Genomic DNA, 20405 nt, shown 5'->3' on the forward strand with positions numbered 1-20405 from the left:
TACATCTTCTGTGGCTGTAACATAGCCTTCGCGGACAGGTCCGCTCACACTCTGGTTCTCCGGCGTGGGGGGCATCTCGATCCGGCGCCCGCCCTAAAGCGCAGCCCCGGCGCTGCTGAGCACTTTCGCACCGATGCAAATCCTGTTGAAACAGATTGTTTCAACTATCCGGCCCTCCCACAGTCACACACTCACCCACGCTCCCTACGTATATCGAGGCCGGATGAGTTTTATTCTTTGCATGACTGTGCTCGGCGTCCTGTTGATGCTGCTGGCACTGACCTCCTCTTACTTGCGCTGGCTGCCCGTGACCACCTCTGCGGTGTGTCTGGCGTTCGGCGTCGGCATCGGCCCGCTGGGGCTGGACCTCATGCAGCTGGACATCCGCACCGCCCACGAATGGCTTGAACGCCTGACCGAAGTTGCCGTGCTGTTTTCGCTGTTCAACACCGGGATCAAACTGCGCCTGCCATTCAGCGGCAAAGCCTGGTCCGCCGCTTATTTACTGGCTGGGCCGGTAATGCTGCTGACGATATTGGGGACCTGCCTGGCGGCGCATTACCTGCTGGGGATTTCCTGGGGCATCTCGTTGTTGCTCGGCGCCATGCTTTCTCCCACCGACCCGGTATTGGCGGGCCTGGTGCAGGTCAACAACGCGCAGGACTTCGACCGGGTCAGGTTTGGCTTGTCGGGCGAGGCCGGGATGAACGACGGCACGGCGTTTCCCTTCGTCATTTTCGCCCTGGCATTTCTCGGCATGGACGGTGCCAATTACGACTGGGTGCAGGGCTGGTTGCTGCGCACGATAGTCTGGGGCGTGCCAGTGGGCTTATTGCTCGGCTACGGGCTGGGGCGCGGCGTCGGACACCTGATGATTTACCTGCGCATCAAGAACGCTGACAGCACCTCCTCGCCCAACGACTTCCTGGCGCTGGCGCTGATCGCCATGGCCTACGTGATCGCCGAAGGTCTGGGCGCGTTTGGCTTTCTTTCGGTCTTCGCCGCAGGTTTGGGTTTGCGTCAGGCCGAGGCGCAGGTGACGCAATCCGAACTGCCTTCCGAGCATGTGGCCAAGCCGGTGTTGGGCCACATGCACAGCGACCCTGCGACAGCGACCGCCACCACCGATGAACTCAGCGATACCCAGCTTGCCGCGGGCGTGATGATGGGGGACATGCTGGCGTTCGGCGGTCTGGTTGAGCGTTCGATGGAAGTGTTGTTGATCACGCTGCTGGGCGCGGCACTCTCGCTGTATTGGGACTGGCGCGCGATTGGCCTGGGCTTGGTGCTGTTCTGCATCATTCGGCCGGTGAGCGTGTGGCTGCTGGTCAGCCGCCGCTTGCTCAATGTGCCGCAAAAAGCGCTGGTCAGCTGGTTCGGCATTCGCGGCATCGGAACGCTGTATTACCTGTGCTACGCCTTGGCCCACGGACTACCTCAGGCAGCAGTGCAAACCACTATCGGCCTGACGCTGTCGGTCGTGGCGCTCAGCATCTTGTTGCACGGGGTGAGTATCCAGCCACTGCTTGAGCGCTATGAGCGCAGCAATGCGGTGAACCAAGAAGACTGACGGCCTGCAACCTACGCCTGACGACCTGCACGACTATGCAACGGCAACTGCTCCTGGATCTTGCTGAGCAGGTTGTCGAGGCTGACCGGTTTTTGCACCAGCAATTCATCGCGCACGGTGTCGCAGATCAGCGAACTGCGGTCGGCGGCCCCGGACATGAACAACACCGGCAATCCGGGACGAATCTGCTTGAGCACCTTGCCCAGTACTGACCCGCCCAAGTCGCGCATCAGGCAATCGGTAATGACGATGTCGGGCCGCGTGTGTTCCAGCGCCTGCACTGCCGCAAAGCCGCTGCCGACTGCGTGTACCTCGTAACCCACGTCAATCAGCAGTTGAGCCAGAGTATCGCGCAGTGCTTCATCGTCATCGACCAGCAATACATTGGCGCGATGGACCATCGCCTCCGTGGCTGGCGTTGCCTGAATCTGCAAATTGATGTCATCCCCCCGATCACTGACTTTGAGTAACAACCGCACACGAGTGCCCGACTTCTCACCACATGAAACTGAGGCAGAGCCTCCTGTCTGGATAGCAAAACCGTAGACCTGAGACAAGCCGAGTCCGGTGCCTTCGCCGATTTTCTTGGTGGTGAAAAAAGGTTGAAAAACCTGTTCGCGTACCGACTCAGGAATCCCCGGGCCGTTGTCGGTGACGGACAGCTCAATGTACTCGCCATTGCCTGCGCTTTCGGTGAGATCAATGAAACGGGTGGTGACCTCTATCCTGCCGTGGCCCTGCATCGCATCACGGGCATTGATCAGCATGTTGAACACCGCCGACTCCAGCTGGGTCGCGTCGCACAACACGTTGACGGGCGCCCGCGCCAGGTTGAATTCAAGCTCGATGTCCGGACCCAGCACCCGCCCAAGCATCAGTTCAATGCTCGCCAACTGTTCGCAGATGTTGAGCGCTTGAAGCGTAGGCTGTGTTTCTCGGGAGAATGCCAGCAACCGGCTGATCAGCGCGGCACCTTTGTCGACAGCCTGCAGGCCAACCTGCGCCCAACGCTTGACCACCTCCGGCTGCTGGGCCTTGCGGTCGACAAATTGAAAACTGGAACTGATGGCCTGAAGCAAGTTATTGAAATCGTGGGCGATGCCGCTGGTGAGCTGGCCGATGGAGGCCACTCGCTGGTTTTGCCGCAACCGGGCGTGGGCACTGCTGTCGTCGGCCAGTGCTGCGATCACCTGCTGGCTGAGGCGGCGGGCCTGTTGGTCGCGGTGGGCACTCAGTTCGCGCAGTTGCAACAGTGCCGCAGTCTGGCGGGCCAGAGCTTGCAAAGCGGCACATTGAGCCTGGTTCAGGGTTCGTGGTTTGCTGTCGATGACGCACACCGTGCCAAGCGCGTGACCGTCGGCGGTGACAATCGGCGCGCCCGCGTAAAAACGAATGAAGGGTTCGCCGAGCACCAACGGGTTGCCGCTGAAGCGAGGGTCCTGAGTGGCATCTTCAACCACTAGCAGGTCGTCGGGCTCAAGAATGGCGTAAGCACAAAATGCCAGATCCCGGTGAGTTTCCCTGGCCGGCAGTCCAATGCAGGCCTTGAACCACTGACGTTCGTTGTCCACCAGCGACACCAGGCCAATGGGCGCGTCACACAGGCGCGTAGCCAGCTCGACGATGTCGTCAAAGGACTGTTCCGGAAGACTGTCGAGAATCGCCAGCCTTTCCAGCGCCTGGATGCGACGCGCTTCATCAATGGGTAACGGGGCGGGTATTTCGGTCATGTACTGAGGGTTCGCGATAAGTGCAGTCATTAAACAGCATTCGGAATCAGGCAAATTCGACTGGAACCATAGAAGGCAAACAGCGATGTCATCGCGCCCAAGCCACATGATGCAAGAAGGCCAGCACGGCTTGCAATCCAGTTTTGGACAAGGGGTGTGGCCTTTGGTCCCTTTAAGGAGCGGTTTTTTGCAGATAAGTTCTGCTGCTACCGCCATTTAGTCGGTACGACCCTCATCGACCCAGTCGATCACCTCATCAGCAGTAGCGATTGGACGCTGCGGCGCAGGATAGGTAGCTTGCTTGGCAACTGGCCCCGTTTTCATGGGCAGTGCCTTTTTTGCCTGCTTCACACGCCAATTCTTCGTGACACTCTTTCCCAGGAACATGCCGTCCTGTGCTTTCACAGACGCGCACCGAGACCGGACTCTTGCCAAAACCTAATTTGTGGAACGCCCGACCTGGGGTTGCGGCGCCCGCCCTCGCGTAAGAGCCTTGCCATGTCCATCAATACACCACAACAGATCGCCGACATCACCATCGAAGCCGGAGTCAAGAAATCCCACCTGCCGACGCTGTCGGTGATGGTGCTGGGGTTTCTCGCCGGAGCCTTCATCGCACTGGGCTTTTTGCTGGACATTCACGTCAGCACGATGATCCCCGGCCCTTGGGCGTCGCTGGGCAATCTGCTGGGTGCGGCGGTGTTTCCGATTGGTTTGATCCTGGTGATCCTGGCGGGTGGGGAATTGCTCACCGGCAACATGATGAGCCTGCCCACGGCGATGTTCGCCGGGCGCATTACCCTCAGTGCGGTAGCACGTAACTGGTTGTTGGTGACATTCGCCAACCTGCTGGGCGCTTTGTTTGTGGCGTACTTTTTTGGCCATGTGCTGGGGTTGACCGAAGGAGTCTTCATGGCCAAGACGCTGGCCATTGCCACCGCGAAGGTCAATGCAGACTTCGGTCAGGCCTTCATTTCCGGAATCGGCTGCAATTGGCTGGTGTGCCTGGCGGTGTGGCTTTCGTATGCCAGCAAGGACGTGGCAGGCAAGATTCTCGGCATGTGGTTCCCGATCATGGCCTTTGTCGCCATCGGCTTTCAGCACGTCGTCGCCAATATGTTTATTATCCCGGCGGCGATCTTCGCCGATGCTCTGAGCTGGACCCAGTTCGTCGAAAACTTCGTTGCGGTGTTCCTGGGGAACGCAGTGGGCGGTGCAATTTTTGTCGGTTTGGCGTATTACGTATCTTATTCGAACGTCTTGCAGTCCACGGTTTCCAACAACAGCGAGACAGTGGCTAACGATCGCGAAATTCAAAAAATGTGAGCCTTTTGGCAGCGGTGGCCAGCGACATGGCCAGGCTGCCGAAGGGTTACCGAGAGCATTAAATGTCAGAACGAGTCTTATTGGACGGGTTTGCACGCAAAGTCGATTACGTACGGATTTCCGTTACCGATCGCTGCGATTTCCGTTGCGTTTACTGCATGGCCGAAGAGATGACGTTTCTGCCGCGCCAGCAGATTCTTTCCCTGGAAGAGATCGAGCAGGTTGCCGAGCGCTTCGTCGCCCTTGGGACCAAGAAGATTCGCCTGACTGGCGGCGAGCCACTGGTGCGTGCCGGCATCGTGGGCCTGTGCAAACGTATTGCCGCCCTGCCCGGTCTGCGCGAACTGTGCATGACCACCAACGGCTCTCAACTCGACAAACTCGCCCAGCCACTTTTCGACGCAGGCCTCAATCGCCTGAACATCAGTCTGGACAGTCTTGATCCGGCACTTTTCAAGGAACTGACCCGCACCGGTGATCTGGCCAAGGTCATCGCCGGTATCGATGCTGCCAATGCGGCGGGTTTTGTTCACACCAAACTCAACTGCGTGGTGATGCAGGGTCGCAACGACCATGAGATCAACGATCTCGTGGCCTTCGCCATCGAACGCAAGCTGGACATCACTTTCATCGAAGAGATGCCGCTGGGTGTCATCAGTGAGCACAGCCGTGCCGAGTCGTTCTTTTCCAGCGACAAAGTGCGCGAGCGCATTGCCGAACGCTTCACTTTGATCCACTCCACCGAATCGACCCAGGGCCCTTCGCGCTATTGGCGGGTTGCCGAAGCGCCTGACATCCGCATCGGCTTCATTTCGCCCCACAGCCATAACTTCTGCGCCACCTGCAATCGGGTACGTGTCACCGTCGAAGGGCGTCTGCTGCTGTGTCTGGGCAACGAACACTCGATGGACCTCAAGGCTGTGCTTCGCGCCAATCCCGGCCAACCGGAAAAACTCGAAAAAGCCATCATCGAGGCCATGAAACTCAAGCCGTATCAGCACAACTTCGAGATCAACGACGACGTGCAAGTGGTGCGATTCATGAATATGACAGGCGGCTGATTCGACTTGGCTTGGCCTTTTTGCGAAGGCGCCGCAAACCCCCTGTAGGAGCTGACGAGCAGCGCGAGGCTGCGAAGCGATGTTCTGGCCGCTGAATATTCAGTGCCCGAAACACGTTCTCGCAGCCTTCGGCAGCTCGTCAGCTCCTACATTAATTTGGCACGACCCGAAATCAGCAGCGCATCAAATCAGGTAGGAGCGCGTGATACGCAGAGTCAGCGGCGTACATAAAATCTGGTTTGAGCCAGATCACCCCAATAGCTGACTCATCACCGCCCGCAGTTTCCCCGGTTTCACCGGTTTGTTGAGCAGCGGTGCGTTGAGTTGTTGCAGGGAGTGGCGGCAGAGGTCAGTGCGGTCAGCGCTGATCATGACGCAGGGTATGTCGTGGCCGAAATGCTCGCGCAGGTTGCGCACCACGTCGCACCCGAGCACGCCGTGGTCGAGGTGGAAATCGAACAGGATCAACTCCGGGGCGCGGCCTTGCAGCACGTCATGACAGGACGCCTGGTCGGTGGCGGTCAGGACCTCACAGCCCCACTGACCGAGCAGCGCGGCCATGCTGTCAAGGATGCTGGTTTCGTTGTCCAGCACCAACAAGCGTCGGCCCGGCAGCGGATTGCCCGTGCTGCTGGTCTGCTGCACCACCACGTCAACCGGCAGTGGCATATCACTGGAAAACGGCACATCCAGGGTGAACACCGACCCCCTGCCCGGCTGCGAGCGCACCTGAATACGCGCATCGAGAATACGCGCGATGCGTTCGACAATCGCCAGTCCCAACCCCACACCCTTGCGGTCAGCAGCGCGTCCGACGTCCAATTGATTGAATTCCAGAAAGATTGATTCGAGTCGGTCTTCGGCAATGCCGCGACCGGTGTCCCAGACTTCGATTCGGACTTTGTCCCCGCGCCGCCGTGCGCCCAGCAGGATCGTCCCACGCTCGGTGTAGCGGCAGGCGTTGCTGAGGAAGTTGCGCAGGATGCGAGTGACCAGGCGCAAATCAGTGTTGACCGCGAACTTGCCGATCCGCGAGCGCAAGGTCAGGCCAGCCGCAGCCGCGACGCTTTCGAATTCGGAGACCAACGGCGCCAGTACATCTTCCAGCCGGTAGAGATCGATGTCCGGTTTGATGGAGGCGCGGTCGAACTTGCTGATATCGAGCAAATCCGTCAGCAGGTCTTCAGCGCCTTCCAGCGCCTGATGGGTGCGCTCGACCAGCACCTGCTCGGCGTGAGGTAACGAACGTTCGCGCAACGTCGAGATCAACAGGCGCGCCGCGTTCAAGGGTTGCAACAGGTCATGGCTGGCAGCGGCGAGGTATTTGTCCTTGCTGCGGTTGGCCGATTGCGCCGCATCGCGAGCATCTCGCAGGGCGTGCTCAACCTCCTCACGTTGGGCGATTTGCTGTTGCAGATTGCGGTTGGCTTCCAGCAATTCATCGGTGCGTGCCGACACTCGCAGCTCAAGCTGATCGTTGAGTTCCTGCAGGCGTTTCTGCGCCAGTTTGCGTTCGGTGATGTCAGCGACAAACCCCTCGAACAGCCCCTCCTCGTCCGGTTTGAGCAGCAGGTTCATCAAAACATCGATGTGACTGCCATCCCGGCGACGCAGACGGGTTTCGTATCCCAACAGGCTGTGCTCGCGCTGCAACACCTGGGCGATGGCGTCGGTTTCCGCCTGGCCGCCGACGAATAGGCTACTGGCCAGGTCGTCCAGGGAAAACAGCACCTGTTGCGGGTCGTCGTAGCCCAGCATTCGCGCCAGCGCCGGATTGGCGGCGCGCAGGCCCTTTTGCAGGCTGGCCTGAAAGATCCCGTGGACCGCGTGCTCGAACAGCCATTTGTAGCGATTGCGCTCGTTTTCCAGCTCTTCGAGGCGCAGGGTGAGTTCGGGGTAATGGCTCTTGCGGGTTGAGTGGTTGCCCAGCCCAAGCAGCGCGGTAAGCGCGCCTTGGCGCTCGTCAGAGGGCCTCGCCATAAACGACCTCGACGTCACGCTGGCTCGACACTCGGGGGTTGGTGAGGATGCACGGATCGCCCATCGCGTGTTGCGACAGGAAAGGAATGTCCGAAGTCCTGACCCCTTGCAGCCCCAGGGTTTCGCGGAAACCGACCTGATGCTTGAGGGAAATCAGGTGCTCCACCAGGCGCTTGCTGATCGCCACATGGCTCAGGCCACGGCAGTCGATGCCGAGGGTTTGGGCGATGACTTTGAAGCGGTCCGGCGCCGAGTTGTAGTTGAACGCCACCACGTGCTCGACCAACACCGCATTGCACAGGCCATGGGGCAGATCGAGAAACCCGCCAAGGCTGTGGGACATGGCATGAACCGCACCCAGAATCGCATTGGAGAACGCCAGCCCCGCCTGCATGCTGCCGAGCATGATTTTTTCGCGCAGGGCAATATCGTTCGGGTTGGCGATCATCTGCACCAGGTTCCCGTTGATCAGGCGCATCGCTTCCAGCGCATGAGGGTCGGTCAGCGGCCCATTTCCGGTGGAGACGAACGCCTCGATGGCATGTACCAGCGCGTCAATGCCGGTGCAGGCCGACAGAAACGGGTCCATGGTCAGCGTTGTTTCGGGGTCGATCAGCGACACGTCCGGAACCACGGCCTTGCTGACGATGGAGAATTTCATGCGTTCTTGCTGATCGGAAATGATCACGAACTGCGAGACATCGGCAGAGGTGCCGGCGGTAGTGGGGATCAGAATCAGCGGCGGACTGGGCACCCGAATGGTATCGACGCCTTCGAACTCAAGGATGTTGCGCCCGTGGGCTACGGCGATGCCGATCCCTTTTCCGCAGTCCATCGGGCTGCCACCGCCGACGGCGACGATGACGTCACAGTGATGCTCGCGATACAGCTCGGCGCCGAGCATGACTTCCTCGACCCGAGGGTTGGGCGAGACGTTGCTGTAGAGGAAAAAATCGATCCCTTGGGCTTGCAGGCTCAACTGGACATCGGTGACCCAACCGGCGGCGATGACGCCCGGATCGCTGACCACCATGACTTTGCGCGCGCCGAAGGTCTTGGCGTAGTTGCCCACGCTGTGGCGACTGCCGGCACCGAAGATGATTTCTGGAGAAACGAATTTGCGCAGCTGGTTGAGGCTCTGGCTCATATAAAGCCTTTTCTTTTTGTTATCGCAGATCAGCGCCAGCCTAGAGCATTTGCGTCGTAAAGCAATAAGACCAATGGCTGTCAGAGGGGTTAGCCGATGATCGTTCATGGTTGAGGGGGCTGCGGTCGATGTTGCACCGACCGCAGCCTGTCAATCAGCGGTTGGCAAAGTACATCGTGACTTCAAAGCCAATGCGCAGATCGGTGTAGGCCGGTTTTTTCCACATGGGTCAGTCCTCTTGTCAGGCCGGAACGCTCCGGCAGGCTTATTAGTGCATGGCACAGGGTGTCGGGAAAATAGAACTTTAGGATCGCAACGCCCTGATTTCAGGGCGTTGCACCTAGCGTTTGGTCACCAGTTCCTTGGGCAGCTTGAAGGTCCAGAGCATGCCGCCCTGGTTGAAATCCTTCACGCGCTTGGCCACCTCGCCGCCCCACAACGGCACGGCGCCGCCCCAGCCAGACAGCACTGACACGTACTGCTCGCCGTCCATTTCCCAGGTGACCGGAGAACCAAGCACACCGGAACCGGTCTGGAATTCCCAGACCTTGTCGCCGGTCTTGGCGTTGAACGCCTGAAGGTAGCCTTCAGGGGTACCGGTGAACACCAGATTGCCTTTGGTCGCCAACACTCCGCCCCACAGCGGCGCGTAATTCTTGTGGCGCCAGACTTCCTTGCCGGTTTTCGGATCGATGGCACGCAGCACGCCGATGTATTCCTCGTTCAGCGGCCTGATAGTGAAGCCTGCCCCGAGGAACGCTGCTCCCTTCTTGTAGGCGATGCCTTCGTTCCAGATGTCCATGCCCCATTCATTGCCTGGCACGTAAAACAAGCCGGTGTCGGGGCTGTAGGCCATTGGCATCCAGTTTTTCGCGCCGAGAAAGGCTGGGGCAACAAACGCCGAGGTGCCTTTGGTTTCACCCTCCGGTGCACCGGGACGGCTGGCTTCGTTGTAGATAGGGCGGCCGTCCTTATCCAGGCCGCTGGCCCAGGTGATCTTGTCGGCGAACGGGAAGCCACGGATGAACTTGCCGTCTTTGCGATTGAGCACGTAGAAGAAGCCGTTTCGGTCAGCGGTGGCAGCTGCCTGAATGGTTTTGCCGTTTTCCTGATAGTCGAAGGAGATCAGCTCGTTGACGCCGTCGTAGTCCCAGCCGTCGTGGGGCGTACTCTGGAAATGCCATTTGATAGTGCCATCGTCCGGGTTCAACGACAGCCGCGAGGACGAATACAAGTTGTCGCCGGGACGCATGTGGGAGTTCCACGGCGACGGGTTGCCGGTGCCGATCAGGATCTGATTGTTGGTGGGGTCGTAATAACCGCCGAGCCAAGGCGCAGCGCCACCGGTTTTCCAGAGATCACCCGGCCAGGTCTTGTTGGCTTCGCCGCCGGAAATCCCGTTTTCGACTGCCTGACCGTCCTTGTAGACGTAGCCCATGTTGCCTTCCACGGTGGGGCGCGACCATAGTAATGTGCCGTTTTTCGGGTCGTACGCCTCGACTTTACCGACCACGCCAAACTCGCCGCCCGCCACGCCTGTGATCAGCTTGCCATTGACGATCATTGGCGCAGCGCTGATGGAGTAACCGGCTTTGTGGTCGGCCACCTGCTTGCTCCACACCACTTTGCCGGTGTCTTTGTTGAGCGCCACCAGCTTGGCGTCCAGGGTGCCGAAGTACACAAGATCGCCGTACAGCGCCACGCCACGGTTGATCACGTCGCAGCACGGACGGATGTCATCGGGCAGGCGCGCATCGTATTGCCAGAGCTTCTTGCCGGTGCGTGCGTCCACGGCAAAAACCCGTGAATAGGAACCGGTGAGATACATCACACCGTCCTTGATCATCGGCTGAGCTTGTTGGCCGCGCTGCTTCTCGCCACCAAAAGAGAACGCCCAGACCGGGCGCAGGTCCTTGATGTTTTCGGTCGTTATGGTGTCCAGCGGGCTGAAGCGCTGCCCCTGGACGCCCAGGCCATTGGTGACGATCTGCTCAGGGTTTTTCGGGTCCTGAAGGATTTCTTCGTCGGTGACAGCGGCCAACGCGCCGGCAGAAAGAAGCAAGGCGCTGACCAGCAAACTCAGGGCGAAAGGTTGACGACGTGCGGCGTGACTCATGACGGCTGCCTCTGCGGTTTATTGTTATCGGGCACGGTTGGGGCGTAGCTGTGATCTGCACCGATTGTTCGGGTTGTGCGCCATTCCCGACAATTGCCCGCAGTGAGGAGGTTTGTAGTTCTTTGGTAGGTGGTGTGGGGCGCCGAGCGTCGATACCAGTAGCCCACGGTTCTTCTGTACGAGCCAATGTGCTGGCGACGCGGTTCAACGGCAGAATTTTGCCTGCCGCCTCGCGCGCAAGTTCGCGCCTACAGACCGTGCGCAGGTCCTTGATCCATACGACTCATCTGCTCACGCTCATAGCGCGGATACAGGTGACTGACGCTGCGGATCAGTTCGTAGCGGGTCAGGCTGATGGCGGCGAAGCGGTCGGGGATGGGGCTGCGGATCAGTTCGGCCATGTCAGCGCCCTGGCCGGCACCGTCGCGCATCAGCTGATCGAGCCAGGTGAGGTAATCGCGCATCTGCTCCAGCGGCCGGGCATCGGTGGCAGGCGGTCCGTGCCCCGGCACCAGAAGTTTCCAGGGCAGCGCCTGCACGGTGTCCAAATCCTTGAGCCACACCTCCAGCCCCGGCGTGTTCGGCGTGGTCAGCGCTCGCTCGTAGAACACAATGTCGCCGGCAAACAACACGCCGGTGCTCTCATCGAAAATCGCCAGATCAGCTCCGGTATGCCCGGCCAGGGCCAGCAGCCGCAAGCGGTGGCCGCCGATCGTCTGCGTGCCGTCCTCAACGACGTGATCGGGCAGGTGAATTTCGGTGCCGCGCATCCAGTCACCCACCAGTCGGTACATGTTCTGCGCCAGCATGTCGTCCTGCTCGCGCATCAGTCGGGTGGTGCCGGGCAGCGCACTGATCGGCACGTCGGCGAAGGCCTGATTGCCCAGCACATGATCGGGATGGTGATGGGTCACAAATACCTGAATCACCGGTTTGTCCGTTATCCCGGCAATCGCCTTGCGCATCGCTTCGCCGTAGCGCCGCGACGGCCCGGTGTCGATCACTACCACGCCGCTGTCGGTGACGATAAATCCGGTGTTGACGATGTTGCCGCCGTTGGACTTGGCGAAGTTCTCCGTACTGCCTTCGAGCAAATAGGTGCCCTGAGCAATCTGCCGGGGCTGTAGGGCATATTCCATTTGCGCGCACGCCCAAGGGCTTAAACACAGCCAGAGCGCGGCAATGATCCAGCTCAGATTTTTTTTCATTATTTGATCGCTGCGCTGAAGACGTTGCCGCTGATGTCGCGCAATGAAAGCTGCACCGCGCCCTCGCCCTGAATATCAAAGCCCAGCGTCGGGTTTTCACTGACCGCAGGAAACAGCTCCAGCGTTGCCAGGAGCGCGCCTTGGGCATCGTGCAATTGCGCCTGATTGAGATAAAACTCCGGAATGCCGCTGACCATGCCGTTGTCCATCGGATGCGCGATCTGCGCCCGAAAACGACTGAATCCAGCGCGCGGATAACGCCCGCCGATGACCTCGCCCAGATGCTCTTCCCAACCGGGCTGGGTGCGCACCACACTCGGCGCCGTGCAGCCACCGCCTGCCGCTTCGATACTGGTTGAGCCGACATGCCACAGGCCGTCGCGGGTCAGCACGGCTGCACGTAACGGTGTGGCCTGCTCGATCCGGATGCGGATCGACAGCCACGGCAGCACGCGCGCCCCTGGCTGAAAATCTACAATCTGCGGCAGCGGGTTGAGTTCGGCCCAGGCAAGAATTCGCACGACATCGCCGGTATAGGCACGGGCGTCGATTTCGATAGGCACCTGGCGCGCGTCTTCGGCGAACGGCGGCGCGCTCAGAATGACCTTATCGTCGAACACGAACGGCGCGCCGTTGAGCAGCTTCTGGTGATAGAAATCCCACATCACCGAGACCACCGGGTCTTTACCCGGCTCGGTTATGGGCGGTGTGGCGGCCAGCGCCAGCAGGGGTAAACCGATGATTAGCGCACAAATCGCTCTTGCATTCATTTCGCCCACTCGATTGGGTGCTGAGAGTCAGGTTGCCTGGACCGACGTCTTCGCGGACGTGTCCGCTCCCACGGGTTCTGCATCTGGCCGCTCAATCAGCAGTACCTCGAATCCATTGTGGGAGCGGACTTGTCCGCGAAGAGGCCATCGGGCTCACCCGTGCCCTCACTGATACAGCTCCGGCACTTCGTAGCGCATGCCGTAGCCCGTGTAGATTTTTTGCACAGTGCCTTCGCGGATCATGGTTTCCAGCGCCTCTTCGATGGCATAGGCCAGTTGGCGGTTGCTCTCATGCACCGCCATGCCGATTTCCCACTGCTGGCGACCCATGTTCGGATAGGCGTTTTCAGCAAGCGCCCAGTCGGGGTCGGCAGCCTTGTGCAACTGGTAATCGACCTCGCCACGCATGGCCATCACGGCATCCACCGAACCGGCATGCAGGGCGCCGAAGGCTTGCTCGACGCTGGGAAAGTGGTGAGTGCTGGGGCCGAACTGCCCGTTGAAGATCGAGGTCAGGTAAAACGACGGCACGCTGTCGATTTCGACGCCAATGGGGTGCTTTTCAAACACCGCGACACTGGGCACCGCTTCCAGCCGACGGCGGTCGAACGCCACCTGCCAGCGCTCGGTCTGGTAAGGCCCGAACATCACCACATGATCGTTTTCCAGCTCACCCACGTCGTTGCGTTTTTGCGTGTACGTCTTGTCGTATGGCACGCGCATCATCAGGTCTGCCAGTTGCTGGTCACGCAGCTGGCTGCCGCGCCAGATCAGATCGCGCAAATCGTCGTCGAGTTTTTCCCCGGGCGGCGCCCACATCAATTCCAGCTGCACACCCAAGGCTGCTGCCAGCGCTTGCGCCAACTCCACATCAACCCCTCTGGGCTGGCCATCAACCTTGAAACTGTAAGGCGCAAAGTCTTGGTAAACCGCCACTTTGATCACCCCGGCCGCGATGATCGTGTCGTAACTGCGAACCTGCGCGCTGACGCCCTGCCCCCAAAGCGCCAGAACGGTCAGCATCAGCGCGCTCAATAACCTGGCGAAAACGCCCATGCCGGTCATTCCTCGTTGTGAACGCTGTCCAGATACGTGCGCACCGCCCACAAGGCTTCCTGACTCAGGTAGTCGGCCATCTTCGGCATGTACACCCGACCATCGCGCACTGCGCCGTTACGTACCCGCTCCACATACCACTCGTCCCCGGCCGCGCCGACATCCAGGTGCCGAAGATCGGGAGCGATACCGCCGGAAATGGCTTCGAGCCCATGGCACGCCGCGCAGTTCTGGGTGTAGGCCGACTTGCCGATCTCCACGGCTTTGTCGTGATCCTTGGAGTCGCGATAGGGGTTTTCTGCGCGCCACTCCGGCCCCAGTTGCTCAAGGCCCGGTGTGGCGACGTCATGGGGGACAACGTCGCCATGGGCCGACGCAAATCCACTGGCGCACAGGCCGCCGAGCAGAACTGCGCCCAGTAACAGACGGCGCTGTCGGGCAGGAGGCAATACAGCAGCAGCGGTCAGGGATGTTGTTGTCATTGTTATGTCCTCAAGGGTGCAGGCAAATCTTGCTGTCATCTTAAGAACCCCACCCCGCCCGCCGAATGCTGCTTTGGTGGCCGCGCCCTACTACCTTGGTACTGGCAGACCCGTACCATCTGCATATTTCGCCCATGGGCGCGCATTCCTATGCTGGCTGCATCTGCCAATGGAGTGCCCCATGCGCCTGCCTGCTTGTCACCGATGGTTGCTGTCTGGCTTGCTCGCCTTGGGTTCGGTTGCCTGCTGCGCACAGGCCGCAGAGGACTCGTTGCAGGTACGTATCGGCTATCTGGCCTACATTCCCGATGCCGGGCCGATTCTTTCCAACGTGATCCCCGAACCCAGGGACGCCGGACTGCGTGGCGCCGAGCTTGCCATTGTCGACAGCAACAGCACCGGGCGCTTTCTCAAGCAGAATTACAGCCTGACTGCGGCGGATGCCGACAGTACTGAAGCGCTGCTGGAGCAAGCCAAGGCCCAGCATGACCAAGGCTTGCGGTTGTTCGTGGTCAATGCGCCGGTTGATACCCTGCGCCAACTCAGCGCGGCGATGCCCGACAGTCTGTTGTTCAACGCAGGCAGCGCCGATGACAGCCTGCGCAGCACCGCGTGCCTGCGCAACGTGCTTCACACCCTGCCCAGCCGGGCGATGTTGACCGACGCCCTGGCACAGTACCTTGCCGTACGGCGCTGGAATCGCTGGCTGTTGATCGTCGGCCAGACACCTGATGACCAGGCCTACGCCAATGCCCTGAAGCGCGCCGCCAAGCGTTTCGGCCACACCATCGTCGCTGAGAAGCCGTTCACTTTTGATAACGACCAGCGCCGCAGTGCCCAGGCCGACATGCCGCTGTTCACTCAGACCGCCGAATACGATGTGGTGCTGGTGGCCGATGAACGCGGGGACTTTGGCGAATACGTGCCCTATCAGACCTGGTATCCGCGCCCCGTCGCAGGCACCCAGGGACTGACGCCGACCGGCTGGCACAAGACCGTCGAAACCTACGGCGCCGCGCAATTGCAAAAGCGTTTTGAGGCCGCCGCCGGGCGCTGGATGAATGATCGCGACTTTGCGGCGTGGATGGCCGTGCGCAGCATTTCCAGCGCAGTGACCCGCCTAAGGGGGAGCGATGCCGAACAGATCCGCACCCTGGAACTGAGCGACACCCTGCCGCTGGACGGCTTCAAGGGCAGCAAACTCAGTTTCCGCTCGTGGAACGGCGAGCTGCGTCAGCCGATCCCGTTGGTGCAGCCTCGGGCGCTGGTGAGCACCTCGCCCCAGGATGGTTTTCTGCACCCCGGCACCGAGCTCGACAGCCTGGGTTACGACAAGCCTGAGGTCAGTTGCAGCTTCAAATGACCGAACCGTTTTTCTGGAAACATCTTCCAACAATAAGGAACACACCATGCGCCGCACCCTGCTTGCTGCCGCCTTGCTGATCGCCACCGCACAGGCCGTGGGCGCGACTGCCTACGTTTCCAACGAAAAGGACAACACCCTTAGCCTGATCGACATGGCCACGTTGCAGGTCACCCAGACCTTGCCCGTGGGCATGCGCCCTCGCGGCCTGTTGCTGTCCCACGACAACAAGCTGCTGTACATCTGCGCCAGCGACTCGGATCGGGTGCAGGTGATGGACGTCGCCACGCACAAGATCATCAAGGAGCTACCGTCAGGCAAGGACCCGGAACAATTCGCCCTGCACCCCAACAACCGCTGGCTGTACGTCTCCAATGAAGACGACTCGCTGGTGACGGTGATCGACACCGAGACCTCCAAAGTGCTCGCCCAGGTGGACGTCGGCGTCGAGCCCGAAGGCATGGCAGTCAGCCCGGACGGCAAATGGGCAGTCAATACCAGCGAGACCACCAACATGCTGCACTGGATCGACACCAGCACCCAGAAACTGGCCGACAACACATTGGTGGATCAGCGCCCACGGTTCGTCGAGTTCAACAACGACGGCTCGCAGCTGTGGTCATCAGCCGAAATTGGCGGCACGGTCAGCGTCATCGACGTCGCCACGCGCACGATCCTCAAGACTCTGACCTTCCAGATCAAGGGCGTGCACCCGGACAAAGTGCAGCCGGTGGGCATCAAGATTTCCAAAGACGGGCGCTATGCCTTCGTCGCCTTGGGCCCCGCCAACCATGTGGCGGTGATCGACGCCAAGACGTACGAGGTGGTGGATTATCTGCTGGTCGGGCGTCGCGTCTGGCAACTGGCGTTCACCCCGGATCAAAGCCAATTGCTCGCCACCAATGGCGTCAGCGGCGACGTCTCGGTGATCGACGTTAACAGCCTCAAGGTCCTGAAGTCGGTGAAGGTCGGGCGCTACCCATGGGGCGTGGTGGTGACTCCATGAGCGCGTTGCAGGTCAGTGAACTGAGTTTCGCCTATGGCCCGAGGGAGGCGCTGCGCCAAGTATCGTTTGCGCTGGAACCCGGACAATTCGGTGCGCTACTGGGGCCGAACGGCGCGGGCAAATCGACGCTGATCGCGCTGCTGACCCGGCTCTATGATCTGCAACGGGGCGAGGTGCATATGGCAGGGCACTCGCTGCGCCAGTCGCCAGGGCCTGCGCTCAAACAGATGGGCGTGGTGTTCCAGCAAAGCACGTTGGACCTGGACCTGAGCGTCGAGCAAAACCTGCATTACCACGCGGGGCTGCATGGTTTCTCCCGTCGGCAGGCGCGTCAACGGATCGATCTGGAACTGGCGCGCCAGGGCCTGACCGAACGCCGACGTGAAAAGGTCCGTGCGCTCAACGGCGGTCATCGGCGGCGCATCGAAATCGCCCGCGCGTTGTTGCATGAGCCACGGCTGTTACTACTGGATGAGGCCAGCGTCGGGCTAGATCCGGCCAGCCGACTGGCGCTCAATCAACACGTACGCAGCCTGTGTCGCGAGCACGGCATCAGCGTGTTGTGGGCCACCCATTTGCTGGATGAAGTGCAGCCCGATGACGACCTGTTGATTCTGCATCAGGGCCGGTTGGTTGCCTCTGGTCAGGCGGCCAACGTGAGCGCCGATCATGGCGGCGAACTGGCCGTCGCCTTTCAACGGCTGACGGCATCGGGAGTGGTGCAATGAGCGCTTACTGGCATTGTTTCAGCGCGATTGTGCTGCGCGAATGGCTGCGTTTCGTGCTGCAACGCACGCGCTTTTTAAGTGCCTTGGTACGCCCGTTGCTGTGGCTGCTGGTGTTTGCGGCGGGGTTCCGCGCCGCGCTGGGCATCGCCATCATTGCGCCCTACGACACTTACATCCCGTACGAGGTGTACATCATTCCTGGGCTGGCCTGCATGATCCTGCTGTTCAACGGCATGCAGGGTTCGCTGTCGATGGTCTATGACCGGGAAATGGGCAGCATGCGCGTGCTACTCACCAGCCCCCTGCCCCGCACGTTTTTACTGGTCAGCAAACTGTTGGCGACCTCATTGATATCGCTGCTGCAGGTGTATGCGTTTCTGGCAATTGCCTGGGTCTACGGGGTGCAACCGCCGCCCTGGGGCCTCCTGGCTGCGCTACCGGCGCTGTTGCTGGTGGCGTTGATGCTCAGCGCGCTGGGGTTGCTGCTGTCCAACGCGATTCGTCAGTTGGAGAACTTCGCCGGGGTGATGAATTTCGTGATCTTCCCGCTGTTTTTCATGTCTTCGGCGCTGTACCCACTGTGGAAAATGCGCGAGTCCAGCGAATGGCTCTATTGGCTGTGCGCGATCAACCCGTTCACCCACGCCGTGGAACTGGTGCGATTCGCGCTGTACGAGCAGCTCAACCTGCTGGCGCTGAGCGTCTGTCTGGGGCTGGCGGTTCTGTTCGCGCTACTGGCCGTGCTCACGTTCAATCCGCAGCACGCGGCATTGTTGAAGGGAAAGGCCTGAGGGGAAAGCGGCAAGCGGCAAGCGGAGCAACGCAAACCCGCTTCTAACTTGCAGCTTGCAGCTTCCTGCTTGCAGCTGCTTCTAATCCTTTAGTACTGCCTTTGCTCTCTATGGTCGCATTCACAAAGCATCGCGTCTGACGTGTAATGCGGGCCATAAGAAGAAAGGAATCGCCCTCATGTTTCGTGCCCTGCTGCCCGCCTGTGTGCTGTTGCTGTCGATGACCTGCGACGCGGGCTCATCCGCTCCCCTGTTCAACGCCGACGGCTATCGCATTTCCCTCTATCGCAGCCCGACGCCGGACCAGGTCGCCGGTGCGACCGTTATCGACACCGCTCAGCTTCAGTCGCTGCTCAATCAACCGCGCAAACCGCTGCTGATCGACGTCTATCGCCAGCAGTGGCTTGAAGGGCGGTTCATCGAAGACGAGCCCCACGCCAATCTACCTGGGAGTCACTGGCTGGCCAATACCGGGGATGGCGAACTCAGCGTGCAGTGGATGGATTACTTCACCCGGCACCTGCGCCACCTCAGCGACGGTCATCTGGACCAGCCCACCGTGTTCTACTGCCGCGCCGATTGCTGGTTGAGCTGGAACGCGGCCAAACGCGCCCACGGCTTGGGCTACAGTGAAGTGTATTGGTACCGCGACGGTCTGGACGCCTGGCTGGCGGCCGGTTTGCCCGTTTCTGCCGCGCAACCGGAGTCTGTGCAATGAACTGTCCCGCGCTGTCCAGCGACACCGCCATAACAACAATGAGGTCACCGACCGTGTACAAGATCCTGATCGCCGACGACCACCCGCTGTTCCGTGAAGCGATCCATAACGTGATCAGCGACGGGTTTCCGGGCTGTGAAGTCATGGAAACCGAGGACCTGGACAGCGCTCTGATGCTGACCCGCAGTCACGATGACCTGGATTTGATCCTGCTGGACCTGAACATGCCCGGCATGCACGGCCTCAACGGGCTGATCAACCTGCGCAACGAGGCGCCTACCATCCCGGTGGTGATCGTCTCGGCCGAACAAGACAAACAAATCGTGCTGCAGGCGATCACTTATGGCGCGGTGGGTTTCATCACCAAGTCATCGCCCCGGGCGCAAATGACCGACGCCATCATGCAGATTCTCAATGGCAACGTGTACCTTCCCTCGGACATCATCCGCAGCCAGACCACGCCCCAACGCCGCAGCAACCACGACAGCCCCCGTTTCCCGCCGCAACTGCTCCAGGCGCTGACCCGCAAGCAATTACTGGTGCTGGAGCGGATGACCAAAGGCGAATCCAACAAACAGATCGCCTACACCCTGGAAATCGCTGAAACCACAGTCAAGGCCCACGTTTCGGCGATCCTGCGCAAGCTCAACGTGCACAACCGGGTGCAGGCGATTCTGAGCGCAGGGGATGTGGATTTTTCGGCGTATTTGCGTCGCTAGTTTTGGCGCTCAATGCGCTCAGCCCTCCTGAACGAGGGCTTCGAAGGCTTCTTCTATCGTACTGACATCCGTGGGCCTGACCAGGCGCGCAATCTCTACCCCGTCACGAAAAAAAATCAAAGTGGGCCACAGTTTCACCCGAAACGATCGACCTAGCGGGCGCCCGCTGCCGTCTTCGATTTTCAAATGACGCACGTTGGGAAAGTCTTTGAGGACCGTGGTGATCAACGGCTGAGCCGCCTTGCAGTGCCCGCACCAGTCAGTGCCGAACTCAATGACGCTTGCGCCGGACAATGCATTGACCTCATCGCGGCTGGGGGCTGTAGTGGCGTAAGGGGTAATGCTCATGGGTGAAGTGCTCCGGGTGATTTCGGAATTTGTGGTGAGTTTTGAGAAGCGAAGCTACCACGCGCAGCGCTGAAGCGATCAGTTGTGGCCCCCTCGACCTGCCTCTGCCCAAAGGGCGTAGGAGTCCGGCTTGCCGACGATGGGGCGCGAAGCGGCCCCAATCCCGGATCATACTGACACACCGCGTACGCAGGGTTTACTGCCGCTACGCGGTCGAGCGCGACCCCGGCAGATCGCGGGCAAGCCACGCTCCTACGGACTCCGCCCAGAAGCAAAAGCGTGTGGC

At 60.3% G+C, this 20405-nt stretch carries 20 protein-coding genes; 9 read left to right on the forward strand and 11 right to left on the reverse strand.

Annotated elements, in window-relative coordinates:
• Nucleotides 1–223: 223 nt before the first annotated feature.
• Nucleotides 224–1570 carry a cation:proton antiporter gene (locus ACWKV9_RS09580; RefSeq protein WP_483835860.1) on the forward strand — a complete coding sequence of 449 codons (1347 nt, stop codon included), beginning with the start codon at nt 224–226 and terminating at the stop codon, nt 1568–1570.
• 11 nt (nt 1571–1581) lie between these two features.
• On the opposite strand, the gene ACWKV9_RS09585 is transcribed toward ACWKV9_RS09580, so the two are convergent.
• Together ACWKV9_RS09585 and ACWKV9_RS09590 are read right to left on the reverse strand one after the other, a co-directional pair.
• Nucleotides 1582–3330 carry an ATP-binding protein gene (locus tag ACWKV9_RS09585; RefSeq protein ID WP_483835861.1) on the reverse strand — a complete coding sequence of 583 codons (1749 nt, stop codon included), beginning with the start codon at nt 3328–3330 and terminating at the stop codon, nt 1582–1584.
• A gap of 186 nt (nt 3331–3516) precedes the next feature.
• Nucleotides 3517–3705 carry a hypothetical protein gene (locus ACWKV9_RS09590; protein ID WP_483835862.1) on the reverse strand — a complete coding sequence of 63 codons (189 nt, stop codon included), beginning with the start codon at nt 3703–3705 and terminating at the stop codon, nt 3517–3519.
• A gap of 93 nt (nt 3706–3798) precedes the next feature.
• Here ACWKV9_RS09590 and ACWKV9_RS09595 point away from each other — a divergent pair, with 93 nt between their 5' ends.
• Nucleotides 3799–4626 (forward strand): formate/nitrite transporter family protein, encoded by an 828-nt coding sequence (locus ACWKV9_RS09595; RefSeq protein ID WP_483835863.1) that lies wholly within the window; start codon nt 3799–3801, stop codon nt 4624–4626.
• A 62-nt stretch (nt 4627–4688) separates the two neighbouring features.
• Nucleotides 4689–5687: a GTP 3',8-cyclase MoaA gene (moaA, locus tag ACWKV9_RS09600; RefSeq protein WP_483835864.1), complete on the forward strand. Its 999-nt coding sequence runs from the start codon at nt 4689–4691 to the stop codon at nt 5685–5687.
• A 249-nt stretch (nt 5688–5936) separates the two neighbouring features.
• Here moaA and ACWKV9_RS09605 read toward each other — a convergent pair whose 3' ends face one another.
• The 8 genes from ACWKV9_RS09605 to pedF all read right to left on the reverse strand — a co-directional run bounded on the left by ACWKV9_RS09605 (nt 5937) and on the right by pedF (nt 14446).
• Nucleotides 5937–7667 carry a PAS domain-containing hybrid sensor histidine kinase/response regulator gene (locus ACWKV9_RS09605; protein WP_483835865.1) on the reverse strand — a complete coding sequence of 577 codons (1731 nt, stop codon included), beginning with the start codon at nt 7665–7667 and terminating at the stop codon, nt 5937–5939.
• A complete protein-coding gene (ercA, locus tag ACWKV9_RS09610) occupies nt 7651–8814 on the reverse strand; it encodes an alcohol dehydrogenase-like regulatory protein ErcA (protein WP_483835866.1) in 1164 nt (387 codons plus the stop codon). The genes ACWKV9_RS09605 and ercA overlap by 17 nt, the downstream gene beginning before the upstream one ends.
• A 154-nt stretch (nt 8815–8968) precedes the next feature.
• Nucleotides 8969–9040, reverse strand: a complete 72-nt coding sequence (gene pqqA / locus ACWKV9_RS09615) for a pyrroloquinoline quinone precursor peptide PqqA (protein ID WP_483835986.1) — start codon at nt 9038–9040, stop codon at nt 8969–8971.
• 114 nt (nt 9041–9154) lie between these two features.
• Nucleotides 9155–10930, reverse strand: a complete 1776-nt coding sequence (locus tag ACWKV9_RS09620; protein WP_483835867.1) for a PQQ-dependent methanol/ethanol family dehydrogenase — start codon at nt 10928–10930, stop codon at nt 9155–9157.
• A gap of 248 nt (nt 10931–11178) precedes the next feature.
• The gene (locus ACWKV9_RS09625) at nt 11179–12138 is read right to left on the reverse strand and encodes a quinoprotein relay system zinc metallohydrolase 1 (RefSeq protein WP_483835868.1); all 960 of its coding nucleotides are present in this window, start codon (nt 12136–12138) and stop codon (nt 11179–11181) included.
• Nucleotides 12138–12908, reverse strand: coding sequence for a quinoprotein dehydrogenase-associated SoxYZ-like carrier (locus tag ACWKV9_RS09630; protein ID WP_483835869.1), 771 nt, complete (start codon nt 12906–12908; stop codon nt 12138–12140). The genes ACWKV9_RS09625 and ACWKV9_RS09630 overlap by 1 nt, the downstream gene beginning before the upstream one ends.
• Before the next feature lie 165 nt (nt 12909–13073).
• Complete coding sequence (locus tag ACWKV9_RS09635) at nt 13074–13964, reverse strand: substrate-binding periplasmic protein (RefSeq protein ID WP_483835870.1); 891 nt, start codon at nt 13962–13964, stop codon at nt 13074–13076.
• Between the two features lie 5 nt (nt 13965–13969).
• Complete coding sequence (gene pedF / locus ACWKV9_RS09640; RefSeq protein ID WP_483835871.1) at nt 13970–14446, reverse strand: cytochrome c-550 PedF; 477 nt, start codon at nt 14444–14446, stop codon at nt 13970–13972.
• Nucleotides 14447–14627: 181 nt separating this feature from the next.
• On the opposite strand from pedF, the gene ACWKV9_RS09645 reads away from it, so the two are divergent.
• From ACWKV9_RS09645 to ACWKV9_RS09670, 6 genes are all read left to right on the forward strand, one after another.
• Nucleotides 14628–15809, forward strand: coding sequence for an ABC transporter substrate-binding protein (locus tag ACWKV9_RS09645; RefSeq protein ID WP_483835872.1), 1182 nt, complete (start codon nt 14628–14630; stop codon nt 15807–15809).
• Between the two features lie 46 nt (nt 15810–15855).
• Complete coding sequence (locus ACWKV9_RS09650; protein ID WP_483835873.1) at nt 15856–16815, forward strand: YVTN family beta-propeller repeat protein; 960 nt, start codon at nt 15856–15858, stop codon at nt 16813–16815.
• Nucleotides 16812–17543: an ABC transporter ATP-binding protein gene (locus ACWKV9_RS09655; protein ID WP_483835874.1), complete on the forward strand. Its 732-nt coding sequence runs from the start codon at nt 16812–16814 to the stop codon at nt 17541–17543. The genes ACWKV9_RS09650 and ACWKV9_RS09655 overlap by 4 nt, the downstream gene beginning before the upstream one ends.
• The gene (locus ACWKV9_RS09660) at nt 17540–18334 is read left to right on the forward strand and encodes an ABC transporter permease (protein ID WP_483835875.1); all 795 of its coding nucleotides are present in this window, start codon (nt 17540–17542) and stop codon (nt 18332–18334) included. The genes ACWKV9_RS09655 and ACWKV9_RS09660 overlap by 4 nt, the downstream gene beginning before the upstream one ends.
• Nucleotides 18335–18512: 178 nt before the next feature.
• Complete coding sequence (locus tag ACWKV9_RS09665) at nt 18513–19052, forward strand: PQQ-dependent catabolism-associated CXXCW motif protein (RefSeq protein WP_483835876.1); 540 nt, start codon at nt 18513–18515, stop codon at nt 19050–19052.
• Nucleotides 19053–19105: 53 nt separating this feature from the next.
• Nucleotides 19106–19771, forward strand: coding sequence for a response regulator (locus tag ACWKV9_RS09670; protein WP_483835877.1), 666 nt, complete (start codon nt 19106–19108; stop codon nt 19769–19771).
• A gap of 18 nt (nt 19772–19789) precedes the next feature.
• On the opposite strand, the gene ACWKV9_RS09675 is transcribed toward ACWKV9_RS09670, so the two are convergent.
• Nucleotides 19790–20119 (reverse strand): thioredoxin family protein, encoded by a 330-nt coding sequence (locus ACWKV9_RS09675; protein WP_483835878.1) that lies wholly within the window; start codon nt 20117–20119, stop codon nt 19790–19792.
• Nucleotides 20120–20405 lie beyond the last annotated feature (286 nt).

The sequence above is a fragment of the Pseudomonas corni genome, assembly GCF_057128765.1.

Coding starts and splice junctions, on each gene's coding strand:
- ACWKV9_RS09675 (WP_483835878.1), bottom strand. CDS start 20,119: ATGAGCATTACCCCTTACGCCACTACAGCCCCCAGCCGCGATGAGGTC.
- pedF (WP_483835871.1), bottom strand. CDS start 14,446: ATGACAACAACATCCCTGACCGCTGCTGCTGTATTGCCTCCTGCCCGA.
- ACWKV9_RS09665 (WP_483835876.1), top strand. CDS start 18,513: ATGTTTCGTGCCCTGCTGCCCGCCTGTGTGCTGTTGCTGTCGATGACC.
- ACWKV9_RS09635 (WP_483835870.1), bottom strand. CDS start 13,964: ATGGGCGTTTTCGCCAGGTTATTGAGCGCGCTGATGCTGACCGTTCTG.
- ACWKV9_RS09655 (WP_483835874.1), top strand. CDS start 16,812: ATGAGCGCGTTGCAGGTCAGTGAACTGAGTTTCGCCTATGGCCCGAGG.
- ACWKV9_RS09645 (WP_483835872.1), top strand. CDS start 14,628: ATGCGCCTGCCTGCTTGTCACCGATGGTTGCTGTCTGGCTTGCTCGCC.
- ACWKV9_RS09620 (WP_483835867.1), bottom strand. CDS start 10,930: ATGAGTCACGCCGCACGTCGTCAACCTTTCGCCCTGAGTTTGCTGGTC.
- ACWKV9_RS09595 (WP_483835863.1), top strand. CDS start 3,799: ATGTCCATCAATACACCACAACAGATCGCCGACATCACCATCGAAGCC.
- ACWKV9_RS09660 (WP_483835875.1), top strand. CDS start 17,540: ATGAGCGCTTACTGGCATTGTTTCAGCGCGATTGTGCTGCGCGAATGG.
- ACWKV9_RS09605 (WP_483835865.1), bottom strand. CDS start 7,667: ATGGCGAGGCCCTCTGACGAGCGCCAAGGCGCGCTTACCGCGCTGCTT.
- ACWKV9_RS09585 (WP_483835861.1), bottom strand. CDS start 3,330: ATGACTGCACTTATCGCGAACCCTCAGTACATGACCGAAATACCCGCC.
- moaA (WP_483835864.1), top strand. CDS start 4,689: ATGTCAGAACGAGTCTTATTGGACGGGTTTGCACGCAAAGTCGATTAC.
- ACWKV9_RS09625 (WP_483835868.1), bottom strand. CDS start 12,138: ATGAAAAAAAATCTGAGCTGGATCATTGCCGCGCTCTGGCTGTGTTTA.
- ercA (WP_483835866.1), bottom strand. CDS start 8,814: ATGAGCCAGAGCCTCAACCAGCTGCGCAAATTCGTTTCTCCAGAAATC.
- ACWKV9_RS09630 (WP_483835869.1), bottom strand. CDS start 12,908: ATGAATGCAAGAGCGATTTGTGCGCTAATCATCGGTTTACCCCTGCTG.
- ACWKV9_RS09650 (WP_483835873.1), top strand. CDS start 15,856: ATGCGCCGCACCCTGCTTGCTGCCGCCTTGCTGATCGCCACCGCACAG.
- ACWKV9_RS09580 (WP_483835860.1), top strand. CDS start 224: ATGAGTTTTATTCTTTGCATGACTGTGCTCGGCGTCCTGTTGATGCTG.